A 15,544-nucleotide genomic window follows, 5' to 3' on the forward strand; every position below is an offset into this window, starting at 1 on the left:
AAGTATTTGTCTGATTCGATAAGTTTCACTTAAAATTATCATAAAAGAGTTGTCAAAGATATGCAAAATGCTAATCTACAAAAAGCGACATTTGGAGCAGGCTGTTTCTGGGGAGTTGAAGCAGCATTTCGTCAAGTAAAGGGAGTGACTTCTACAGCAGTTGGTTACACTGGCGGACACTTTGAGAATCCAACCTATGAAGATGTCTGTAGAGGCAAAACTGGACATGCTGAAGCAGTGGAAGTGGAATACGATCCAGCAATAGTATTTTATGATGAACTGCTAAATGTGTTTTGGAATAAGCACAATCCCACAGAATCAAACCACCAGAGGCCAGATGTTGGTTATCAATATCGGTCAGTAATATTTTTCCACACTCCAGAGCAGGAATTATTAGCAAAAGCCTCCAAGGAGCAGCTTGAAAATAGTTCTCGTTATCACAAAAATCCAATTGTGACGGAGATTGTATCTGCATCGCAATTCTATAGAGCGGAAGAGTATCATCAGCAATATCTGGAGAAGCATGGACGAGCATCTTACAGGATAGGCTAATCTTTCACTGGTTCAAGGGGATGTTAAGAGTCGAATGCTGTAAATCCCCTTACTTGCTATACATATCAGGGAACTTTACTTGAAGTTTAGCCAGCTTCGGCAAGTCATTCATTACAACATAGCGATCGCCCGGATGATGCACTATATAATTCTGATGGTATGCCGCAGCCTGATAAAAACCTTTCAAAGAATCTAATTCTGTGACAATCGGCTTGTCGAAGACTCGCGATTTGTTGAGTTGAGCAATATATTCTTGTGCAGTCTGTTTCTGCTCATCGTTAGCAAAAAAGATCGCCGAACGATATTGCTTACCTGAGTCTGGCCCTTGTCGATTCAACTGTGTTGGGTCATGGGCTACCAAAAAGTAGACCTTGAGAAGCTGGTTATATGATATTTTTGATGGATCGTAAGTGATTTTTACGAATTCAGCATGATTAGTTAATCCAGCACTGACAAGTGTGTAGTCTGCGGTTCTTGCATCACCCCCAGAAAAGCCAGAAACGACATCAGAAGCACCTAATAGATGCTCAAAAACTGCTTCCATTCCCCAGTAGCAGCCACCAGCGAAAACCGCTACTTGCTTTCCCTGCGGTGCAACAGTCGAAATATCAGTGGCGGGAGCAGAAAGCATCACACGAGATGCACCGTATAGGAGTACAAAAGTCAGCGAAATGATGGACAAGTTGCGTAATAACTGACGGGAGAGAGTAAAGTTATGAATTGACATGAGATTGTGAACTTCTTTATTTAATAGACGAAGAACCGAGTTTATCAAAACAGAATTCAGATGTTTCTAAAATTGCTTGCTCGGTGCGAGTTGGATAGTATTCTAGCAGTTCACAAATTTGCTCAAATAGTTCTGAACCTTGGTCATCGATAAGTAACGGCATGGTAAGATTTTAGGTTGATTGCTTAGTGGTTGAATAATATCTGTGTCTTCTTGAATTGATAGCTGAGACGAATGTAAATTAATCCAGCGAAAGCGAGAATCTTATTTTTGTTGAATCCTCAATTTATTGCTCTCCTTAAGGCATAGAAAAACTTACTTGATTATTAGAGGAATTTATTAGATATCTAACACCAATTTTGCAGTTCCAGGTTGAGAAATACAAATTAACACCGAACCCTTATCAGTTGTTGCAGTTGGTTGTTCTTGGTAAGCAACTATACCTTCGCGGATTTTACACATACAAGTACCACAAACACCTACACGACAACTAAAAGGTGGATTAATATCATTGGCTTCGGCAAATTCTAGGATAGTGCCATCACTAGGTTGCCATGTCAAAGTTTTGCCAGATTTGGCAAAGACAATTTCTGCAAATCTCTTATCTCCAGTTGCTCCCGCAGTTTGTTTATCAGACTGACTTTTCATCGGTCTACCGAAAGATTCAAAGAATACTCTACTGTCAGGTACTCCCGATTCCTTCAACCCTTGCATTATGGACTGCATAAAAGATGGAGAACCGCACAAAAAATACTCAGCTTCTTGTCGTACTAACTCTTGAATAAGAGCAGCATCAATATAACCAACACTGTGGTATTTACCTCTATCTTCAGGTGTAGGACGACTATAGCAAAAATGCATATTCAGATTATGATTTTGCCTTGCAATTTCCCTCACTTCATCCCGAAAAGCATGAAATTTTCCGTCTCTAGCACCATGTACAAACCAAATAGGACGAGTAGGATTAAGAAGACTAGAAGCTTTCGCCATACTAATCATCAGTGTAATTCCCACACCATTGCTAATCAACACTATGGGGATAGATTTCCGCACATCTAAAACAAATTTCCCGTTTGGTGGTTTTGCTAGAATTACTGAACCTTTTTGAACGCGATCGTGCATAAAATTAGATGCTATACCGGGCATAACATCTAATCCGTTCGGTGCAGGTTCCCGCTTAATAGAGAGGCGATAGTATTCACACTTTTCAGGATAATCTGAAAGTGAGTAAGTACGAATTACAGGCTTATCCTGTCCAGGTATATCAAGTTTGATGGTTAAAAATTGCCCTGGTTGAAAGTTAGGAATTTCCCCTTTATCTTCAGGTTGTAAATAGAAAGAAGTAATTTCTTCGCTCTCTTTCACCTTACGAACAATAACAAAATTTCGCCAATCTTGCCAAACATGACTATCTGATGATTTGAGGTCTGGAGTAGATTTATTTCCACTTGCTTTGTTTGTATAAACTAAACCAAATATTGCACCACTAGCTGTTCCAAACAGTGAGGAATAGACACCAAATTGATAGGCAGATTTAGCTTTGGCATTGGTTACTCCAATTACAACAGCAGCAGATAAGGTAATTACCGAACCAACTGTAGCTGCTGCGGCTATACTTCTGACTAATGGATTGTTAATTCTTCCCAGACTTTCTAGCATCGTTGTTTCCTGTCTAATACTTTTAGTGATGTTGGGCTATACCTGCGAAGATGCAGTAGTAGGTGGAGGAATAATTTCAAGACCATACCTCGGAGCCGCAGCCAGAAACGCGACTAAAGAAACAACGTCTTGCGGTTGACCCAAGCGACCAAGCGGAATATTTTTTAGCAATTTGTTGGTTAATATTTACTAACTCAAACTAGCAGCGCCAAAAGTAGCATTAAACTTGCGACACCAGATAGCGATGGATTTGTAGTCTGCTAAATTGATGTTTTTAGGAATGGAATATGTTTGAGCGCCACTATATTTTTGTAACGGAGCTAGGATAAAATAATCTCCGTTTTTTAAAGGATACGATGGTGGCTTAGTTGAATTAATCACGTTATCTGAACGATGTAAAATTACTACTAAATCTGGCCCTGATTCAGAAGTCTTAAATGACTCATCAAGCTCCAAAAATGATTTACCATCTTTAGTGGTAATACTAACTTTCCCTTGAGTTGTATGTTCTCCAGAAACAAATGTGCCTGACTTCATAGCATTTGAATCTGGAGATTGCGCTGAGTTGGCTAAAGGTTTCGCCTGAGTTGAAGACTCGGGAACAGATGTATTCACAGCTATAGGGCTTTCATTGTCCTGGTTATTTGATACTTCCCGGGCGCAGCCAACCATGACAAGAGAAGACAAGCGCATTATTAATAAATATCTTAATTTCATAATTTTAATTTCTCAATGCATTAATCAGCAATATATCAGTTCCCGATCTAGTGAGGTACATTTTCAAAGATAATACCCTTGGTAATAAAGATTTGAGTGTTCCCTAGTTATTTAGGAAACACTACATAGCTCTTGGCTCGAGCTTTAAACTGATTGTTACTTAAATAATTAATCTAAAAATGATAGATATATAAGAATTGATATCTAAAAAACTAATGTTTTCCTTAGAAAGTTCTTACAGATTTCTCAGCAAAATTTAAATTTTTAGGTTATAGATGATTAAATGTAAACAACTATACACGGCTTTATCATATATGCTTTTTCAAATCTATAGCCAGACATAAACAAACTTTACCAGCAGCAGTGCCAGTTTAATCATATCCTGGAGGCTGAGGTAGTAAAAGGCACAGCAGAACTACGAGCAGCGCCGAGAAAAGTTGGGACTGTCCTTGTCACGGTTCACGTTTCAGTTCCAATGGGGAAGTTTTGCACAAACCGACAGTGAAAGATTTGAATAAATTTTAGCTTCAACTTCAAGTTGCCTCACCTCTGTCCCTCCACGGAGCGTGAGAGCAATTTTTGGGCGATGAGTCAATAAGTTCTTCAACGCCCGCCTATGAAGGATTACATCATTTATTACCTGCTTGCACACGCCCTTTTGTCCCTTGTGTTACCTTCACTTGTGACTCTTCCTTGCTGGAGTTAACCATTTTAACCAAGTGCTGATTTAGATAACTTTGCGCTGAGATATACAAGCTTTCCCAAATCTCTTGGTTCCGACTGATTTTAGTTCCAACTGTATTACCTGCTGTTTTCTCTGACACCAAATATTTGCGGAAGTAGTTATTCCACAAGTGTTGGAGGAAATCTTCGGCGAATTCGTTAAACGGCAGAATCCATTTATACTCCTTGTCCAAAAATACCCGATATGATGCGATTATTGGTAGTGCCAGGTCAGTTGGCGCACCAAACCCGAATGAATACTTGCTGTCAGGCAACAACGTAGTTTTACGTATATCAATTGATGCTAAATCGTTGGAACCCTTTCTTCTAGGGTTACTGATATGTTCTTGGATTATTTCGTAGAGTCTTTGTTCTATCCATAGAGCATGAGTCAAGAGAGGCAGTAAGGCGGTTAATCTTTCCCTTTCTGCGTCTGTAATGTTACTTGGAAGACTCATCCCTGCTGGGTGTTTGGTTCGTTTATTGCCGTCGGGGTTGTATTTATTTCTGTCAAGGCAGTAAAGGAGCTTGAGCAAATGGGTGACATTGCACTGGGCATTTCTGGGAGCGCCGCTTTGGTTTTGATAATAGGCAATGCGGAATTTTCTATCTTCTTTCTGTTCTAACTGGGCTAAATACTGCTTGATGAATTTGTAATCACCCCTAGCGTTGACTTGGGAGCGAGAATCTACTGGCGTTGTCGTGTTGGAGGCCAAGGCTATATCCTTAGCCTCGTCTTCCGAGAGTCCAATGTGGATGATCGCCTGAATCAATGACTAGCAACTTGGGTTAATACTGTGTGCCCACCGTTGATAATCCCATCACTACCGCCCTCGTTAGCTTCTAAGACTTCTAGCTCCAGTTCAGTTTTGTTCTTGATAGGCTTAACTTTATTGGCTGACAGAACGATTCCACTGTGACGAGAGAAGAATTTTTCGGGTTCGGTTGTCAGTGAGTCGAAGACTTGTCTGTAGGTCGCACTTTTGCGGTTCGGTTCGCGGATGTTCGGTTCTAGTGGCAGGTCTATAGGGAACGAGTCTACATGGGCGGTGGCGATGATGCAATTGGGGTTGGCTTGAAAATAGTTATCTATCTTAATATTCCAAGTCTTGGGCATAGTTTGTTTTCGTTAAATTCGTTTTGGACTTATGGAGAAAGGAGAGGATAGGTCTATTGGGCGATGCTCAATCTCATTGCTGGGTATCGGTTGTGGGCGATTGATAAATTTGACGCAATTCGGAAATAGTACTCACCGTTTCTAGCCCTGAAAGAATTGCTTTTAATTGCTCCACATCTTCAATTGTTGAAATGGATGGTAACAGGCTTAACCCAACAGTCCCAAATCTCAGTTTTAACCCTAATTCAATCCCTTCTAGTAGTCCTAACCGAATACCACTGCGTTCAAAAGAAGTAACATACTGCATACGTTGCTCTGCCTCCAATTGTTCTACTTCAAAAAGAAACTCTCCTTCTAAATCTGAGGGGAGTGTCAATACCTAGTCTACAAAAGCCAATAAGTTTAGAACATCCTCACGCTCAAAACCCTGCAAACAAGTTTATCCAACAAGCCAGCATATAATGATTACGGCTGATTGCGGTGGTAGCAATAGTTATCGCTCACGATTGTGGAAATTGAAGCTACAAGAATTAGCAACCCAGACTGGTAAAACTATTCATGTGTGCCATTTTCCTCCAGGCACAAGTAAATGGAATAAAATTGAGCATCGCTTGTTTTGTCACATTACCCAAAACTGGCGAGGCAGACCATTAACCAGCTTGCAAGTTGTGATTAATCTAATTCGCAATACTACCACCACACAAGGATTAGAAGTTGAGGCTAGATTAGATCCAAATCTCTACAAAACGGGAATCAAGGTTACAGACCAAGAGCTTGATACTATCGCAATCGAACGAAATTCTTTTCATGGTGAGTGGAACTATATTATCAAACCCAAAGCAGTCAGTTAATTGTTCAAGTTATTTTTACATAACTCCTTAGTCAAGGAACCAGAGAAATTAAAACAAGCTATAGCGATCGCTCTCAAAGAAAACCCTGACCCAAGTGTTTCAGACTTTGCGGCTGCTGCAAATATTGTGGTTCCTCAACTTCCACGCAAAAAGCAATCTATTCAGGAACCAATGGTTCCCAAAATTCAAGAACCAGTGGTTCCTCAATTTGCTAAAGTCACAGTTTCACAACAGTCACACCCAAGGTGTGGAGAAGAAGGAACCATTGAGGCAGACGCACCGAATCGTTGGCAACAGATTGTTACCTTTGCTGATGCTGAGAGGCTGCTGATCAACAATGCTGATTTGGATGCCCCCAGCGTTCCCTTTCCCAGAGAACGCAATTACCCCGCAGAATATACGGAAGCGATCACTGCTATTGAAGAACGCCATAAACAGGAGTTAGAGGGACTTTCCCAGGAATTGACAATTGGGCTACAAACAGAGGCTAATGCCAGAGCCGAAGCCCAGGTACAAGAGCAAATCCAATCTCTGCAACAACTATTCAAGCAACAGAAAGAAGAAAATGTTCAGTTACAGCAGCGCCTCTTGGAGATGGAAGGATTACGGAAACTGGAGATTGAGAATTTACAACTCCAGCAGCGCATTCAGGAACTAGAACACGCCGTACAAGAGCGCCCTTCTCAACAATGGGAAAATACCATGACCCAGCAAGCGACCAAAGCGTTGAACAAACAAGTAAAACTTGCTCTGGAGAAAACTATTGATCTGCGATCACTAGCTGTTGAACCACCCAAAGAGAATGCCCAGGAATGCTTACGGCTGATGGGCATGGCATTGAAAAACCTTGCTAGTGCTATGAACAATACCCAAGCGCTCGAAGCTGCGGCCATAATTCTGGGAAGCGAACCTACACAATCTGCGATCACTTATCGAGCCGAGCAACTGGAAATGTTGCCCCAGGCGGTGAGTGACATTAGGGCAGTGCTGGCTAAACCGGGGTGTACTTGGCAGGAGTTTTGGGATGTTGCCCAAGAGTACGAGGTGATTAAATCAGATTATTTGGCGGAATTGACCACCCAAGAGACAGAATTAATTGCTGCTCTCCACAAAGCATCCACTCAACCAGACACTATTGGCATCGGCTCTATCGTTGCCCACGCTGACCCTTACCGTACTTTGTATGTAGAGAGGGGCGAGGTTGTAAAGGATTTAGGCGAGGAAGTAGTGGTGGCTTGGGATTGCTGGAAGGAGCAATCGAAAAAGGCTGATAGGTATTTCCGAGATGAATTGCGCTTTTGGAAGGGCGAAAACCAGTAGATAAAGACTCGCTTTGAGATAGCCAAAAAACTTAAACGCGGCATTGCAACCATGCTGCTCACATTGTCATGGAAAAATTTAGGAGGAAATATGACTACTACAGCCTTAAAAGCAATCAACGGTGGGAACAAACAGCGAAGCGATCGCAAACAGACGGATGCAGATAAATCGATTAGACCACACTGCAAGGTATCAATTGAGGATATTAACTGGGTTCGTCAGCAACCTCCATCTGTGCAGCAGCTTTGGTTAGATTCTGTAGCAGCTGAACAGTTTGGTGGTTCTGCTCACAAACTCGATACTAACCTCACCTACAAATCGTTCCAAAAAGCAGGTGCGGCGTTGACTGCCCAAGGATTATTTCAGTTTGAGGAAGTGTTTGGCCGCTTACCTTCCGGCAGACCAGGACTGATTAGCTACCGTGTCCGTAACCTTCACGGTTATTACAATCGCTTTTACTGGGAATCGTCCACGTCTGGGGAAAACAATTCTTGTGACGAGAAAGCCGTCCACGCCGGGGAGAAAGTAAACCAGCCCGGACGGAATGAAAATCACCCTGGCGTGGAACAAATTCAGTCTGATTTGGAATCATTCCAAAAGAATGGTCAAAAAAATGAGGATTTGCAAGGGTTCCAAAAACCTAACAACGTTTCTAACAACCCGTTAACTACCTACCAACAACCAACTAAGGTTGTTGGTATGGTAGTTGGTTCTGACGCGCAAAACAAAAATTTGCGTGTTGAGGAAACGGCTCATGCGCCCTTGGGGGGCGCTTCGCCTCAGACTGTTGAAAGCGCGTCAGAACTTGAAGAATTGCCTACGGCAATGGACTGTACATCGCTAACGCTTGTGGATGTTGCACAAAGTAATGCTGCTTGGTTGCCTGAAAATCAAGATTGTGGTGTTGAGCAAAAAGACTGTTATGAAGGCACTGATTCCGCCGCATCCGTTGCCCAAAATGAATTTTCTAACAAGGAAGCGATCGCTAATCAAACTCAGGGGCAGGTAGAAGAACAGGATTATTCCGCTTCGTTGTTGGTTAAAATTCAGTTTCGGGTGTAGACATAAAAGCGGATCATGAAGGCGAAGGTTCCGCCGCGTCTGTCCCCAGTCCTGATAAGTGGTCGCATGAAGCGATTGTAGCGAGGTCAAATATGCGACCTGTAAGAAGGGAAAAACTGAATCGAGCGGCGAATTCAGGGGAGAATCCGGGGTTTGACTTTTTGCAGGAGTGTTGGAGTGACGATCCGGCTTTGCAGATTGTGATTAAGAAGTTGCTGGCGAAGTTTCCACAGTGGGGGATTGCGATTGTGAATGGGGTGCTGGTGAAGTGGGATGAGTAGTTAGGATAGTAACATTACTATCGGATTTGAAAAGAGGTCAGCGTGAACACCAAAGAAAGAATCTAGCGTTGCGCCGAGCCAAATCTTCCCAATCCTCAGTTAAATGTATAAACACAAAGTTTTGTAACAATTGTGGCTGCTTTGTGTAAAAGTTGGGATCAATCCATGAGATATATATGAATTCGCAACTTGGTGCCTTCTGATTCGAGGTCTTTTATGACTAATGACTGGAGAAAACAACTAGATGCACAACTTAAAGAATTAGCGATCGCAGCCCAACAATACACACACCTAACCAAGGAAAAACGAATAGCTCTAACGCGGCTGATTAATGCTATTTGGGAATCAGATAAACTTGTTCATCCTTACAAAGGTCAATTTCAACTAGTTTATGAAGATATCTATGATGAAGCAGTACAAAATTTATTTTTCTATCTTTGTCAAGACAACAATATTAATAAGTATGACCCAGAACGCGGCGAAGTGATGACTTGGGTAAATATGCTATTAACTAAACGTTTTTTCCCAGAGGCTATCCCCAAAGTTATTGGGAAAGGAAATGAAATAAATCTGGAAAGCTCTCATTGGGAAAATATACCTTCATCTCAACCTCTGTCTTTATTTGAAGAAGTAAGAGAATTTATAGAATCAGATCCAGAATTAATTTTTTGCAAGGAACACATCAAAGGTCATCCAGAGGCAAATTTTCAAGCTATAGCCCAAAGAAGATGTTCTGGCATTTCCTGGAAAGAAATTTCGGCAGAATGGGGTATTGGAATCACATCTCTCCATAATTTTTACCAACGTTGTTTGATAAAATTTGCTACTAAGTTCCATGAATATTTATATATTTAATGTTTAATATCATCTAATCAGCTAGGTAAAAATATGAGCAAAATCATCAATAATTTAACATTTTCAGCACCCATACCTGTGGATGGAAGACATCGAGCAGAAGAGTTACGCAGACAACAAGCCACGCAAGCAAAAAGCGAACAAGTTTTTCTCAATACTTTATCTGTGTCTTTCGTAAATTATTATTTACGTTGTATGGGATTTGAGACAGACTTGAATCAAAGTGATAGTTGGAATATCATACAACAGACACTGATGGATGTCGCTGATTTGTCGTTAAAAAACTTGGGCTTATTAGAATGTCGGCCAGTAATGTCAGATGCACAATTTGTTTATGTGCCGCCAGAAGTGCAGTCAAATCGAATTGGCTATGTAGCTGTGCAGATCAGCAAATCATTTAGAGAGGCGAAGTTGCTGGGATTTATCAAACAGGTAGAGACTGATTTATTACCCATTAATAAATTGCAACCTTTAGACAATCTATTGGAATATTTAGAAGAACTTTCTCAAGTTAAGCTTGCTGAAGTAGCTGAGAATTTGCTGAACTTAAATCAGGATTTAGTTCAATTAAAGCAATGGTTGTCAAATATTTTTGAAGCTGGTTGGCAAGAAATGGAAACCCTCTTTGATAATCAAATAGCTAATCCAAATTGGAGTCTAAGAAGTGCTAATGATTCTTTTGTTAGTAGAGGTAAGCTGATTGATTTAGGAAAAACAGGAAACATCCAATCTGTAATTCTAGTCGTTGGCTTTATTCAAGAGAAGGAGCAGGAAATAGACATTATCGTAGAAGTACATCCTACATGGGGAGAAAATTATCTACCACCAAATCTCCAACTGATGGTGCTTGACTTTGAAGGAGTAGAGGGAGAATCTATTATGGAAGCGCAAACTAGAAGCACTAATAAGAATATTCAATTGCAGTTTAGTGGTGAGGTGGGGGAACGTTTTAGTATTAAATTGGTCTTGGGGAATATTAGCGTTATAGAAAATTTTCTCATCTGAAGCGAAAAACAATAGGAGTGCTGCAAATGAGAAAGTTAGTTGTTCTAAAGCTAGATGGCGATTTGGAGTTAGGGGTCCGGGTAACGCTGGAGATTGGAGAAGATGGCAAACGCCCCAGCATAGAAATCTCTGGTCACTTACCTCCTAATCTAAAAATAGCTAAAGCAATTGACGAGTGGCGATCGGCTTATTCTAATTTAGGAAATGGCCGGATCAAAGCCAAAAAAATTATTTACGATGGTTCTATTTCTCAACGGCGTGATGACTGTCAAAACAAAGTTTGTGAGTTGCGATCGCACTTAAATCACTGGCTAGAGTCAGAGTCATTTTGGCGGATTCGAGAAAAATGGCTTAAACACTTAATGCCCAATGAGGAAGTACGAGTGCTAATTCGCACTGATTCTATGCAGCTAGAGAAACTTCCTTGGCATCTATGGGATTTGCTCGATCGGGACTATACCAAAGCCGAAGTAGCTTTGAGCGTTCCAGAGTTAGAACAAATAACTACATTGCAGACATCTACCTACAGACAGAAAATCAACATATTGGCGATTTTGGGCGATAAAGCTGGTATTGATGTGGACAAAGACTGCGAATTACTAAAAAAATTACCCAATGCTACCACAACCTTTTTGACACAGCCCCAACGCGATCAGATCAACGATCATCTGTGGAACCAATCTTGGAACATTTTATTTTTTGCTGGTCATAGTAAAAGCGAGGGTGAGACTGGTCGCATTTATATTAATGACCAAGATAGTTTAACAATTACAGACCTGAAATATGCCCTGAGAAATGCCGTCACCAATGGGTTACAGTTAGCGATTTTCAACTCCTGTGATGGATTGGGATTAGCGCGAGAACTACAAGATTTACATATTCCCCAAATTATTGTCATGCGGGAACCTGTGCCCGATCTTGTGGCACAAGCATTTTTAAAACATTTTCTGGCAGCTTTTTCTTCAAGCGTATCTTTATATATTGCAGTTCGCACTGCCAGAGAAAAACTGCAAGGATTAGAGGATAAATTTCCAGGGGCAAGTTGGCTGCCGATAATTTGTGAAAATCCTGCTGCCATACCCATGACTTGGCCAAAGCCCCGGATTAAATCTAATATTGGCTTACTCGTAAGGGGATTGCTAATGAGTGTGATGCTCACCATCAGCGTGCTAGGAGTTCGGCAAATGGGAGGATTGCAAACATGGGAGTTACAAGCTTACGATCAATTAATGCGATCACGTCCCCAAGAAAAGCAAGATCCGCGCCTGTTGATAGTCACTGTTACCGAAGAAGATTTTCAGTTACCAGAACAAAAGGAAAGAAGAGGGTCGCTTTCGGATCTAGCACTAACCCGACTTTTGGAAAAACTTGCACACTTGGAACCCAAAGCTATTGGTTTAGATATTTATCACGATCAGTCATCACAACCCAATCAAGCTGCTTTGGCGGCTAGGTTGAAAACAGATGACAGACTTTTTGCAATTTGCAAAGTTCAAGAACTCACAAAAGAACGTCCCGGAATTTCACCTCCTTTGGGGGTGACGCTAGAACGCCAAGGATTTAGTGATATTGTCCCAGACTCAGACCACGTTCTGCGTCGTCATTTATTGGCAATGCAAGCAGCAGACTTAACCTCTCGTTGTACTGCACCCTACGCCCTTAATGCTCAACTGGCATTCCACTACTTGGAAGCAAAAGGTATCTCTGCAAAATACACTGATTCTGGAGATTTGCAGTTAGGCAAGGTTGTTTTTAAGCAGTTGCAGCCTCATAAGGGTGGCTATCAACAGGCGGATACAGGCGGCTACCAAATATTGCTCAATTATCGGTCTGTTCAAGGTTCTCCTGAAGAAATTGCTCCTAAAGTCACACTCACAGATGTTCTTCGCGGTAAAGTCAACCCTGAACAAGTCAAAGACCGAATTGTTCTTATTGGGACTACTGCTCAAAGCTTTCGTGATTATAGTCCTACCCCATACATGACTGAGCAAGGTTTTTCCGAAGAAATACCAGGGGTGATTCTGCAAGCACAAATGGTGAGTCAAATGGTGAGTGCGGTGATGGATGGGCGGTCTTTGATATCAGTTTTGCCCATTTGGGGGGAAGTTTTGTGGATTTGGAGTTGGTCAGTAGTTGGAGGTGTGTTTGCCGTAGTTGGAGCAGTGGCGATCACAGCAAGCGATCGCTCAAAACTATATTTAGTATTGGCGGGAGGAGGTGTACTTGGAGTCTTATACGTTTTTTGCTTAACTCTCTTTTACCAAGGGATTTGGGTTCCCCTAGTTCCGTCAGCTTTGGTTTTAGTAGCTACTGGCGGCACAGTAGGAATTTATCTATTTTTACAACAAAGCAGAACTTGAGGCATAAATAAAAATGAAATTATCTGTGCAAAAGATTCAAATTTTCCTCGCCGTTAGTTTAACATTCCTTAGCTCTATAGATGTGCAAGCACAGCCTGCAAATCCCAACGAACAATTAAACCAATCATTGATTTTCGCAGCACCGCCTCCACCAAAAGGCATCGGGGAACCAGGTAAGCGAACAGAAGCAGGTAGTCGTGGCTGTGGTCAAGATATAAATAAGCCTTTGACTTCTTCTCAAAAGCGACTCACAGCTTTAGTACCTGTTTATTCAAACTCAGAATTGGTGTTTGGCACAACGATCAGAGAGTATCCTAGTTTCTTATTTTATGTTCCTTATGCATCGGAATTTGCATCTGGAGAGTTTGTGCTAGAAGATGAAGCACAAAATCAGGCTATTTATAAAACTTTTTTAACGGGGACACCAGGAATAGTAAACCTTCGCTTGCCATCAAAAGCAGCACCTTTAGAGATTGGCAAACAATATCGATGGTATCTTAACATCTACTGTCAGAAGGATAACCAAATTATTGCTAATGTTGAAGGCTATGTAAAACGGGAGCAATTAAAGCCTGCTTTGAAAACTCAATTGGAAAAAGCAACACCAAGCCAGCAAGTAAATCTTTATGCGGCTAATGGTATTTGGTATGAAGCGCTGAGTGCTGCTAGTGAATTGCGTCGCACTAATTTGCAAGATACTTCTTGGAGGGCACTGTTGAAAGCTGTGGGTTTGAATGATTTTGCAACTGAACCAAAAGTAGAGTGCTGCAATCTCGATAATTAGGGCGTTGCATAAATGTGGGATGATTTTATAGAGTTTCCTTTGCACGGCAGTTGTCCTGCAACTATGTAACGCCAGAATTAGCAGTGAGGTGATGTGATCGCATTGTTAGCCGATACAATGGCATTGTCAGTCAGAACAATCGAGTTGTCAGCCGATACAATAGCATTGTCAGTCGATTAAAAAAACCAGATTGCAATCTGACTTTCTTAAATTACGAATCACGAATTGCTTTGCAAGATATCGGCTTCAACCAAGGAGTATGAGGCGTATTGGTGGGAAGATTTGCTGTCAGCACGACTTCCCCTTTTTGGTTTAGTGCCAAACCAGTAGCTTCTATAATGGGTTCTGGTGCGGGGGTAGTTATTTTGCTGGAAACAAAGGAGCTATCGGGGTTATCACTGTTTGGATTGAGACTCACCAAATCTACCTTCACCGCATCAGTGTTAAGAGCTTCGCCTGGATTAGGAGGCAAGCCACCGCGTCCAGTTATAGTAAAACTGCTCTTAGCTAAATTTCCACCAGCTTGACAAGTCTGTGCTACTTCAGTGTCAGCTGCTATTGTTGGCAGGTTAACTAAGCCACTGTTAGGGTCAATATTCGGCGTGTTAAGTTCTACAGTACCGTTTACACCAAACTCAGAACTAGCGGTGATATCACTCAGAGAAGTTGGGTTAGAGCGGGGTTGAATGCCATAGATACCAATGGCTCGAATATCTACTCTCCCACCACTGCCTGTGTAAGCATTAGCAGTGATGTCGCTATTTTCGCTTGGGACGGCAACAATGAAGCCCGAGGGGGAATTAATATTAATGTTGCCACCATTACCACCAGCTTCTGCTGTGCCTGCGGTGGTGGAAATTTCAGCGCCACGACACAGAAGCAGTAAATCAGTTTGTAAGTTAATGTCGCCACCGTTACCCGATGCAGATTCGGCGTTGAGTGTGCCACTGTTGTATAAGGTAATTCTAAGTGAGGTGACGATAATATCTCCAGCAGTACCCGTCGTACTTTGGGAGTTAACAAATAAGCCACTGCTGATGTTCAAGTTAGAACTCTTGCCAGAAATAGTGAAAAAATCAGCCGCATTAACTTTAATTGTGCCTGCATTTCCTTGTCCCTCTGTTGAGGCTTGAAGTAGAGCGCCATCTCGTAATGAGAAAAAACCAGAATCAATAGTAATGTTACCTCCATTACCAACTGTTCCTGTGCTTACGAAGCTAAAAATCGCACTGGGTAAACCATTTTTCTCCCCAGCAATATTAACAGCGTCAGTGACATTAACATTGACATTCCCCGCTTCCCCCCGTCCTGCTGGCTGGGTATCAGATGCACCACTAGTAAAGGTTTGCAGTTGAGCGCCATCAATGAGTGATAGGGTTGTAGCATTGATGTCGATATTGCCACCTCTACCTACACCGCCAGCTTCCACCTAGGGTGTTGACTTTATAGGGAAATCGCCGAAAAAACTTCATGCAGTATCAGTCAGTTCACAGAGCTTTTGTTCAATTAATTCCCCTCTTGTTGAGTCCAT

Annotated in this window: 14 protein-coding genes and 3 pseudogenes; 10 read left to right on the plus strand and 7 right to left on the minus strand. The window is 41.7% G+C overall.

The window, feature by feature from the left end; genetic code table 11:
* Positions 1 to 60 precede the first annotated feature (60 nt).
* The gene (gene msrA, locus HWQ36_RS05035) at positions 61 to 552 is read left to right on the plus strand and encodes a peptide-methionine (S)-S-oxide reductase MsrA (protein ID WP_196526900.1); all 492 of its coding nucleotides are present in this window, start codon (positions 61 to 63) and stop codon (positions 550 to 552) included.
* 49 nt (positions 553 to 601) lie between these two features.
* Here msrA (HWQ36_RS05035) and msrA (HWQ36_RS05040) read toward each other — a convergent pair whose 3' ends face one another.
* The 4 genes from msrA (HWQ36_RS05040) to HWQ36_RS05055 form a co-directional block, all read right to left on the minus strand.
* The gene (gene msrA / locus HWQ36_RS05040; RefSeq protein WP_292698749.1) at positions 602 to 1,279 is read right to left on the minus strand and encodes a peptide-methionine (S)-S-oxide reductase MsrA; all 678 of its coding nucleotides are present in this window, start codon (positions 1,277 to 1,279) and stop codon (positions 602 to 604) included.
* A gap of 16 nt (positions 1,280 to 1,295) precedes the next feature.
* On the minus strand, positions 1,296 to 1,442 hold the full coding sequence (locus tag HWQ36_RS05045) for an L-histidine N(alpha)-methyltransferase (protein WP_292698750.1): 147 nt from the start codon (positions 1,440 to 1,442) through the stop codon (positions 1,296 to 1,298).
* A 176-nt stretch (positions 1,443 to 1,618) separates the two neighbouring features.
* Positions 1,619 to 2,938: a 2Fe-2S iron-sulfur cluster-binding protein gene (locus HWQ36_RS05050; protein ID WP_292698751.1), complete on the minus strand. Its 1,320-nt coding sequence runs from the start codon at positions 2,936 to 2,938 to the stop codon at positions 1,619 to 1,621.
* Between the two features lie 189 nt (positions 2,939 to 3,127).
* Entirely contained in the window at positions 3,128 to 3,655 is a 528-nt protein-coding gene (locus HWQ36_RS05055) for a DM13 domain-containing protein (protein WP_292698752.1), read from the minus strand.
* A gap of 441 nt (positions 3,656 to 4,096) precedes the next feature.
* Here HWQ36_RS05055 and HWQ36_RS05060 point away from each other — a divergent pair.
* Positions 4,097 to 4,180: pseudogene (locus HWQ36_RS05060) on the plus strand (Rieske 2Fe-2S domain-containing protein); the annotation flags it as partial.
* Between the two features lie 104 nt (positions 4,181 to 4,284).
* Here the strand turns inward: HWQ36_RS05060 and HWQ36_RS05065 are convergent.
* Positions 4,285 to 5,495: pseudogene (locus HWQ36_RS05065) on the minus strand (AIPR family protein).
* Between the two features lie 73 nt (positions 5,496 to 5,568).
* Positions 5,569 to 5,871 (minus strand): hypothetical protein, encoded by a 303-nt coding sequence (locus HWQ36_RS05070; RefSeq protein WP_292698753.1) that lies wholly within the window; start codon positions 5,869 to 5,871, stop codon positions 5,569 to 5,571.
* A 55-nt stretch (positions 5,872 to 5,926) separates the two neighbouring features.
* Between HWQ36_RS05070 and HWQ36_RS05075 the strand changes: the two are divergent.
* From HWQ36_RS05075 to HWQ36_RS05110, 8 genes and pseudogenes are all read left to right on the plus strand, one after another.
* Positions 5,927 to 6,346: pseudogene (locus HWQ36_RS05075) on the plus strand (ISAzo13 family transposase); the annotation flags it as partial.
* Positions 6,347 to 7,666 carry a hypothetical protein gene (locus HWQ36_RS05080; RefSeq protein ID WP_292698754.1) on the plus strand — a complete coding sequence of 440 codons (1,320 nt, stop codon included), beginning with the start codon at positions 6,347 to 6,349 and terminating at the stop codon, positions 7,664 to 7,666.
* A gap of 90 nt (positions 7,667 to 7,756) precedes the next feature.
* The gene (locus HWQ36_RS05085; RefSeq protein ID WP_292698755.1) at positions 7,757 to 8,728 is read left to right on the plus strand and encodes a hypothetical protein; all 972 of its coding nucleotides are present in this window, start codon (positions 7,757 to 7,759) and stop codon (positions 8,726 to 8,728) included.
* A 92-nt stretch (positions 8,729 to 8,820) separates the two neighbouring features.
* Positions 8,821 to 9,009, plus strand: a complete 189-nt coding sequence (locus HWQ36_RS05090; protein ID WP_292698756.1) for a hypothetical protein — start codon at positions 8,821 to 8,823, stop codon at positions 9,007 to 9,009.
* Between the two features lie 216 nt (positions 9,010 to 9,225).
* A complete protein-coding gene (locus HWQ36_RS05095; RefSeq protein WP_292698757.1) occupies positions 9,226 to 9,864 on the plus strand; it encodes a sigma-70 family RNA polymerase sigma factor in 639 nt (212 codons plus the stop codon).
* 33 nt (positions 9,865 to 9,897) lie between these two features.
* Complete coding sequence (locus tag HWQ36_RS05100) at positions 9,898 to 10,869, plus strand: DUF1822 family protein (protein ID WP_292698758.1); 972 nt, start codon at positions 9,898 to 9,900, stop codon at positions 10,867 to 10,869.
* Positions 10,870 to 10,895: 26 nt separating this feature from the next.
* The gene (locus HWQ36_RS05105; RefSeq protein WP_292698759.1) at positions 10,896 to 13,229 is read left to right on the plus strand and encodes a CHASE2 domain-containing protein; all 2,334 of its coding nucleotides are present in this window, start codon (positions 10,896 to 10,898) and stop codon (positions 13,227 to 13,229) included.
* A gap of 13 nt (positions 13,230 to 13,242) precedes the next feature.
* Positions 13,243 to 14,013 (plus strand): DUF928 domain-containing protein, encoded by a 771-nt coding sequence (locus tag HWQ36_RS05110; RefSeq protein ID WP_292698760.1) that lies wholly within the window; start codon positions 13,243 to 13,245, stop codon positions 14,011 to 14,013.
* A gap of 211 nt (positions 14,014 to 14,224) precedes the next feature.
* On the opposite strand, the gene HWQ36_RS05115 is transcribed toward HWQ36_RS05110, so the two are convergent.
* On the minus strand, positions 14,225 to 15,442 hold the full coding sequence (locus HWQ36_RS05115) for an S-layer family protein (protein WP_292698761.1): 1,218 nt from the start codon (positions 15,440 to 15,442) through the stop codon (positions 14,225 to 14,227).
* Positions 15,443 to 15,544: the final 102 nt, after the last annotated feature.

Origin of the sequence: Nostoc sp. NMS2, from assembly GCF_017115105.1 — a bacterium.
Taxonomy (GTDB): Bacteria; Cyanobacteriota; Cyanobacteriia; order Cyanobacteriales; family Nostocaceae; genus Nostoc.

Coding starts and splice junctions, on each gene's coding strand:
- HWQ36_RS05095 (WP_292698757.1), top strand. CDS start 9,226: ATGACTAATGACTGGAGAAAACAACTAGATGCACAACTTAAAGAATTA.
- HWQ36_RS05105 (WP_292698759.1), top strand. CDS start 10,896: ATGAGAAAGTTAGTTGTTCTAAAGCTAGATGGCGATTTGGAGTTAGGG.
- HWQ36_RS05050 (WP_292698751.1), bottom strand. CDS start 2,938: ATGCTAGAAAGTCTGGGAAGAATTAACAATCCATTAGTCAGAAGTATA.
- HWQ36_RS05085 (WP_292698755.1), top strand. CDS start 7,757: ATGACTACTACAGCCTTAAAAGCAATCAACGGTGGGAACAAACAGCGA.
- HWQ36_RS05055 (WP_292698752.1), bottom strand. CDS start 3,655: ATGAAATTAAGATATTTATTAATAATGCGCTTGTCTTCTCTTGTCATG.
- HWQ36_RS05110 (WP_292698760.1), top strand. CDS start 13,243: ATGAAATTATCTGTGCAAAAGATTCAAATTTTCCTCGCCGTTAGTTTA.
- msrA (WP_196526900.1), top strand. CDS start 61: ATGCAAAATGCTAATCTACAAAAAGCGACATTTGGAGCAGGCTGTTTC.
- HWQ36_RS05045 (WP_292698750.1), bottom strand. CDS start 1,442: ATGCCGTTACTTATCGATGACCAAGGTTCAGAACTATTTGAGCAAATT.
- HWQ36_RS05100 (WP_292698758.1), top strand. CDS start 9,898: ATGAGCAAAATCATCAATAATTTAACATTTTCAGCACCCATACCTGTG.
- HWQ36_RS05090 (WP_292698756.1), top strand. CDS start 8,821: ATGCGACCTGTAAGAAGGGAAAAACTGAATCGAGCGGCGAATTCAGGG.
- msrA (WP_292698749.1), bottom strand. CDS start 1,279: ATGTCAATTCATAACTTTACTCTCTCCCGTCAGTTATTACGCAACTTG.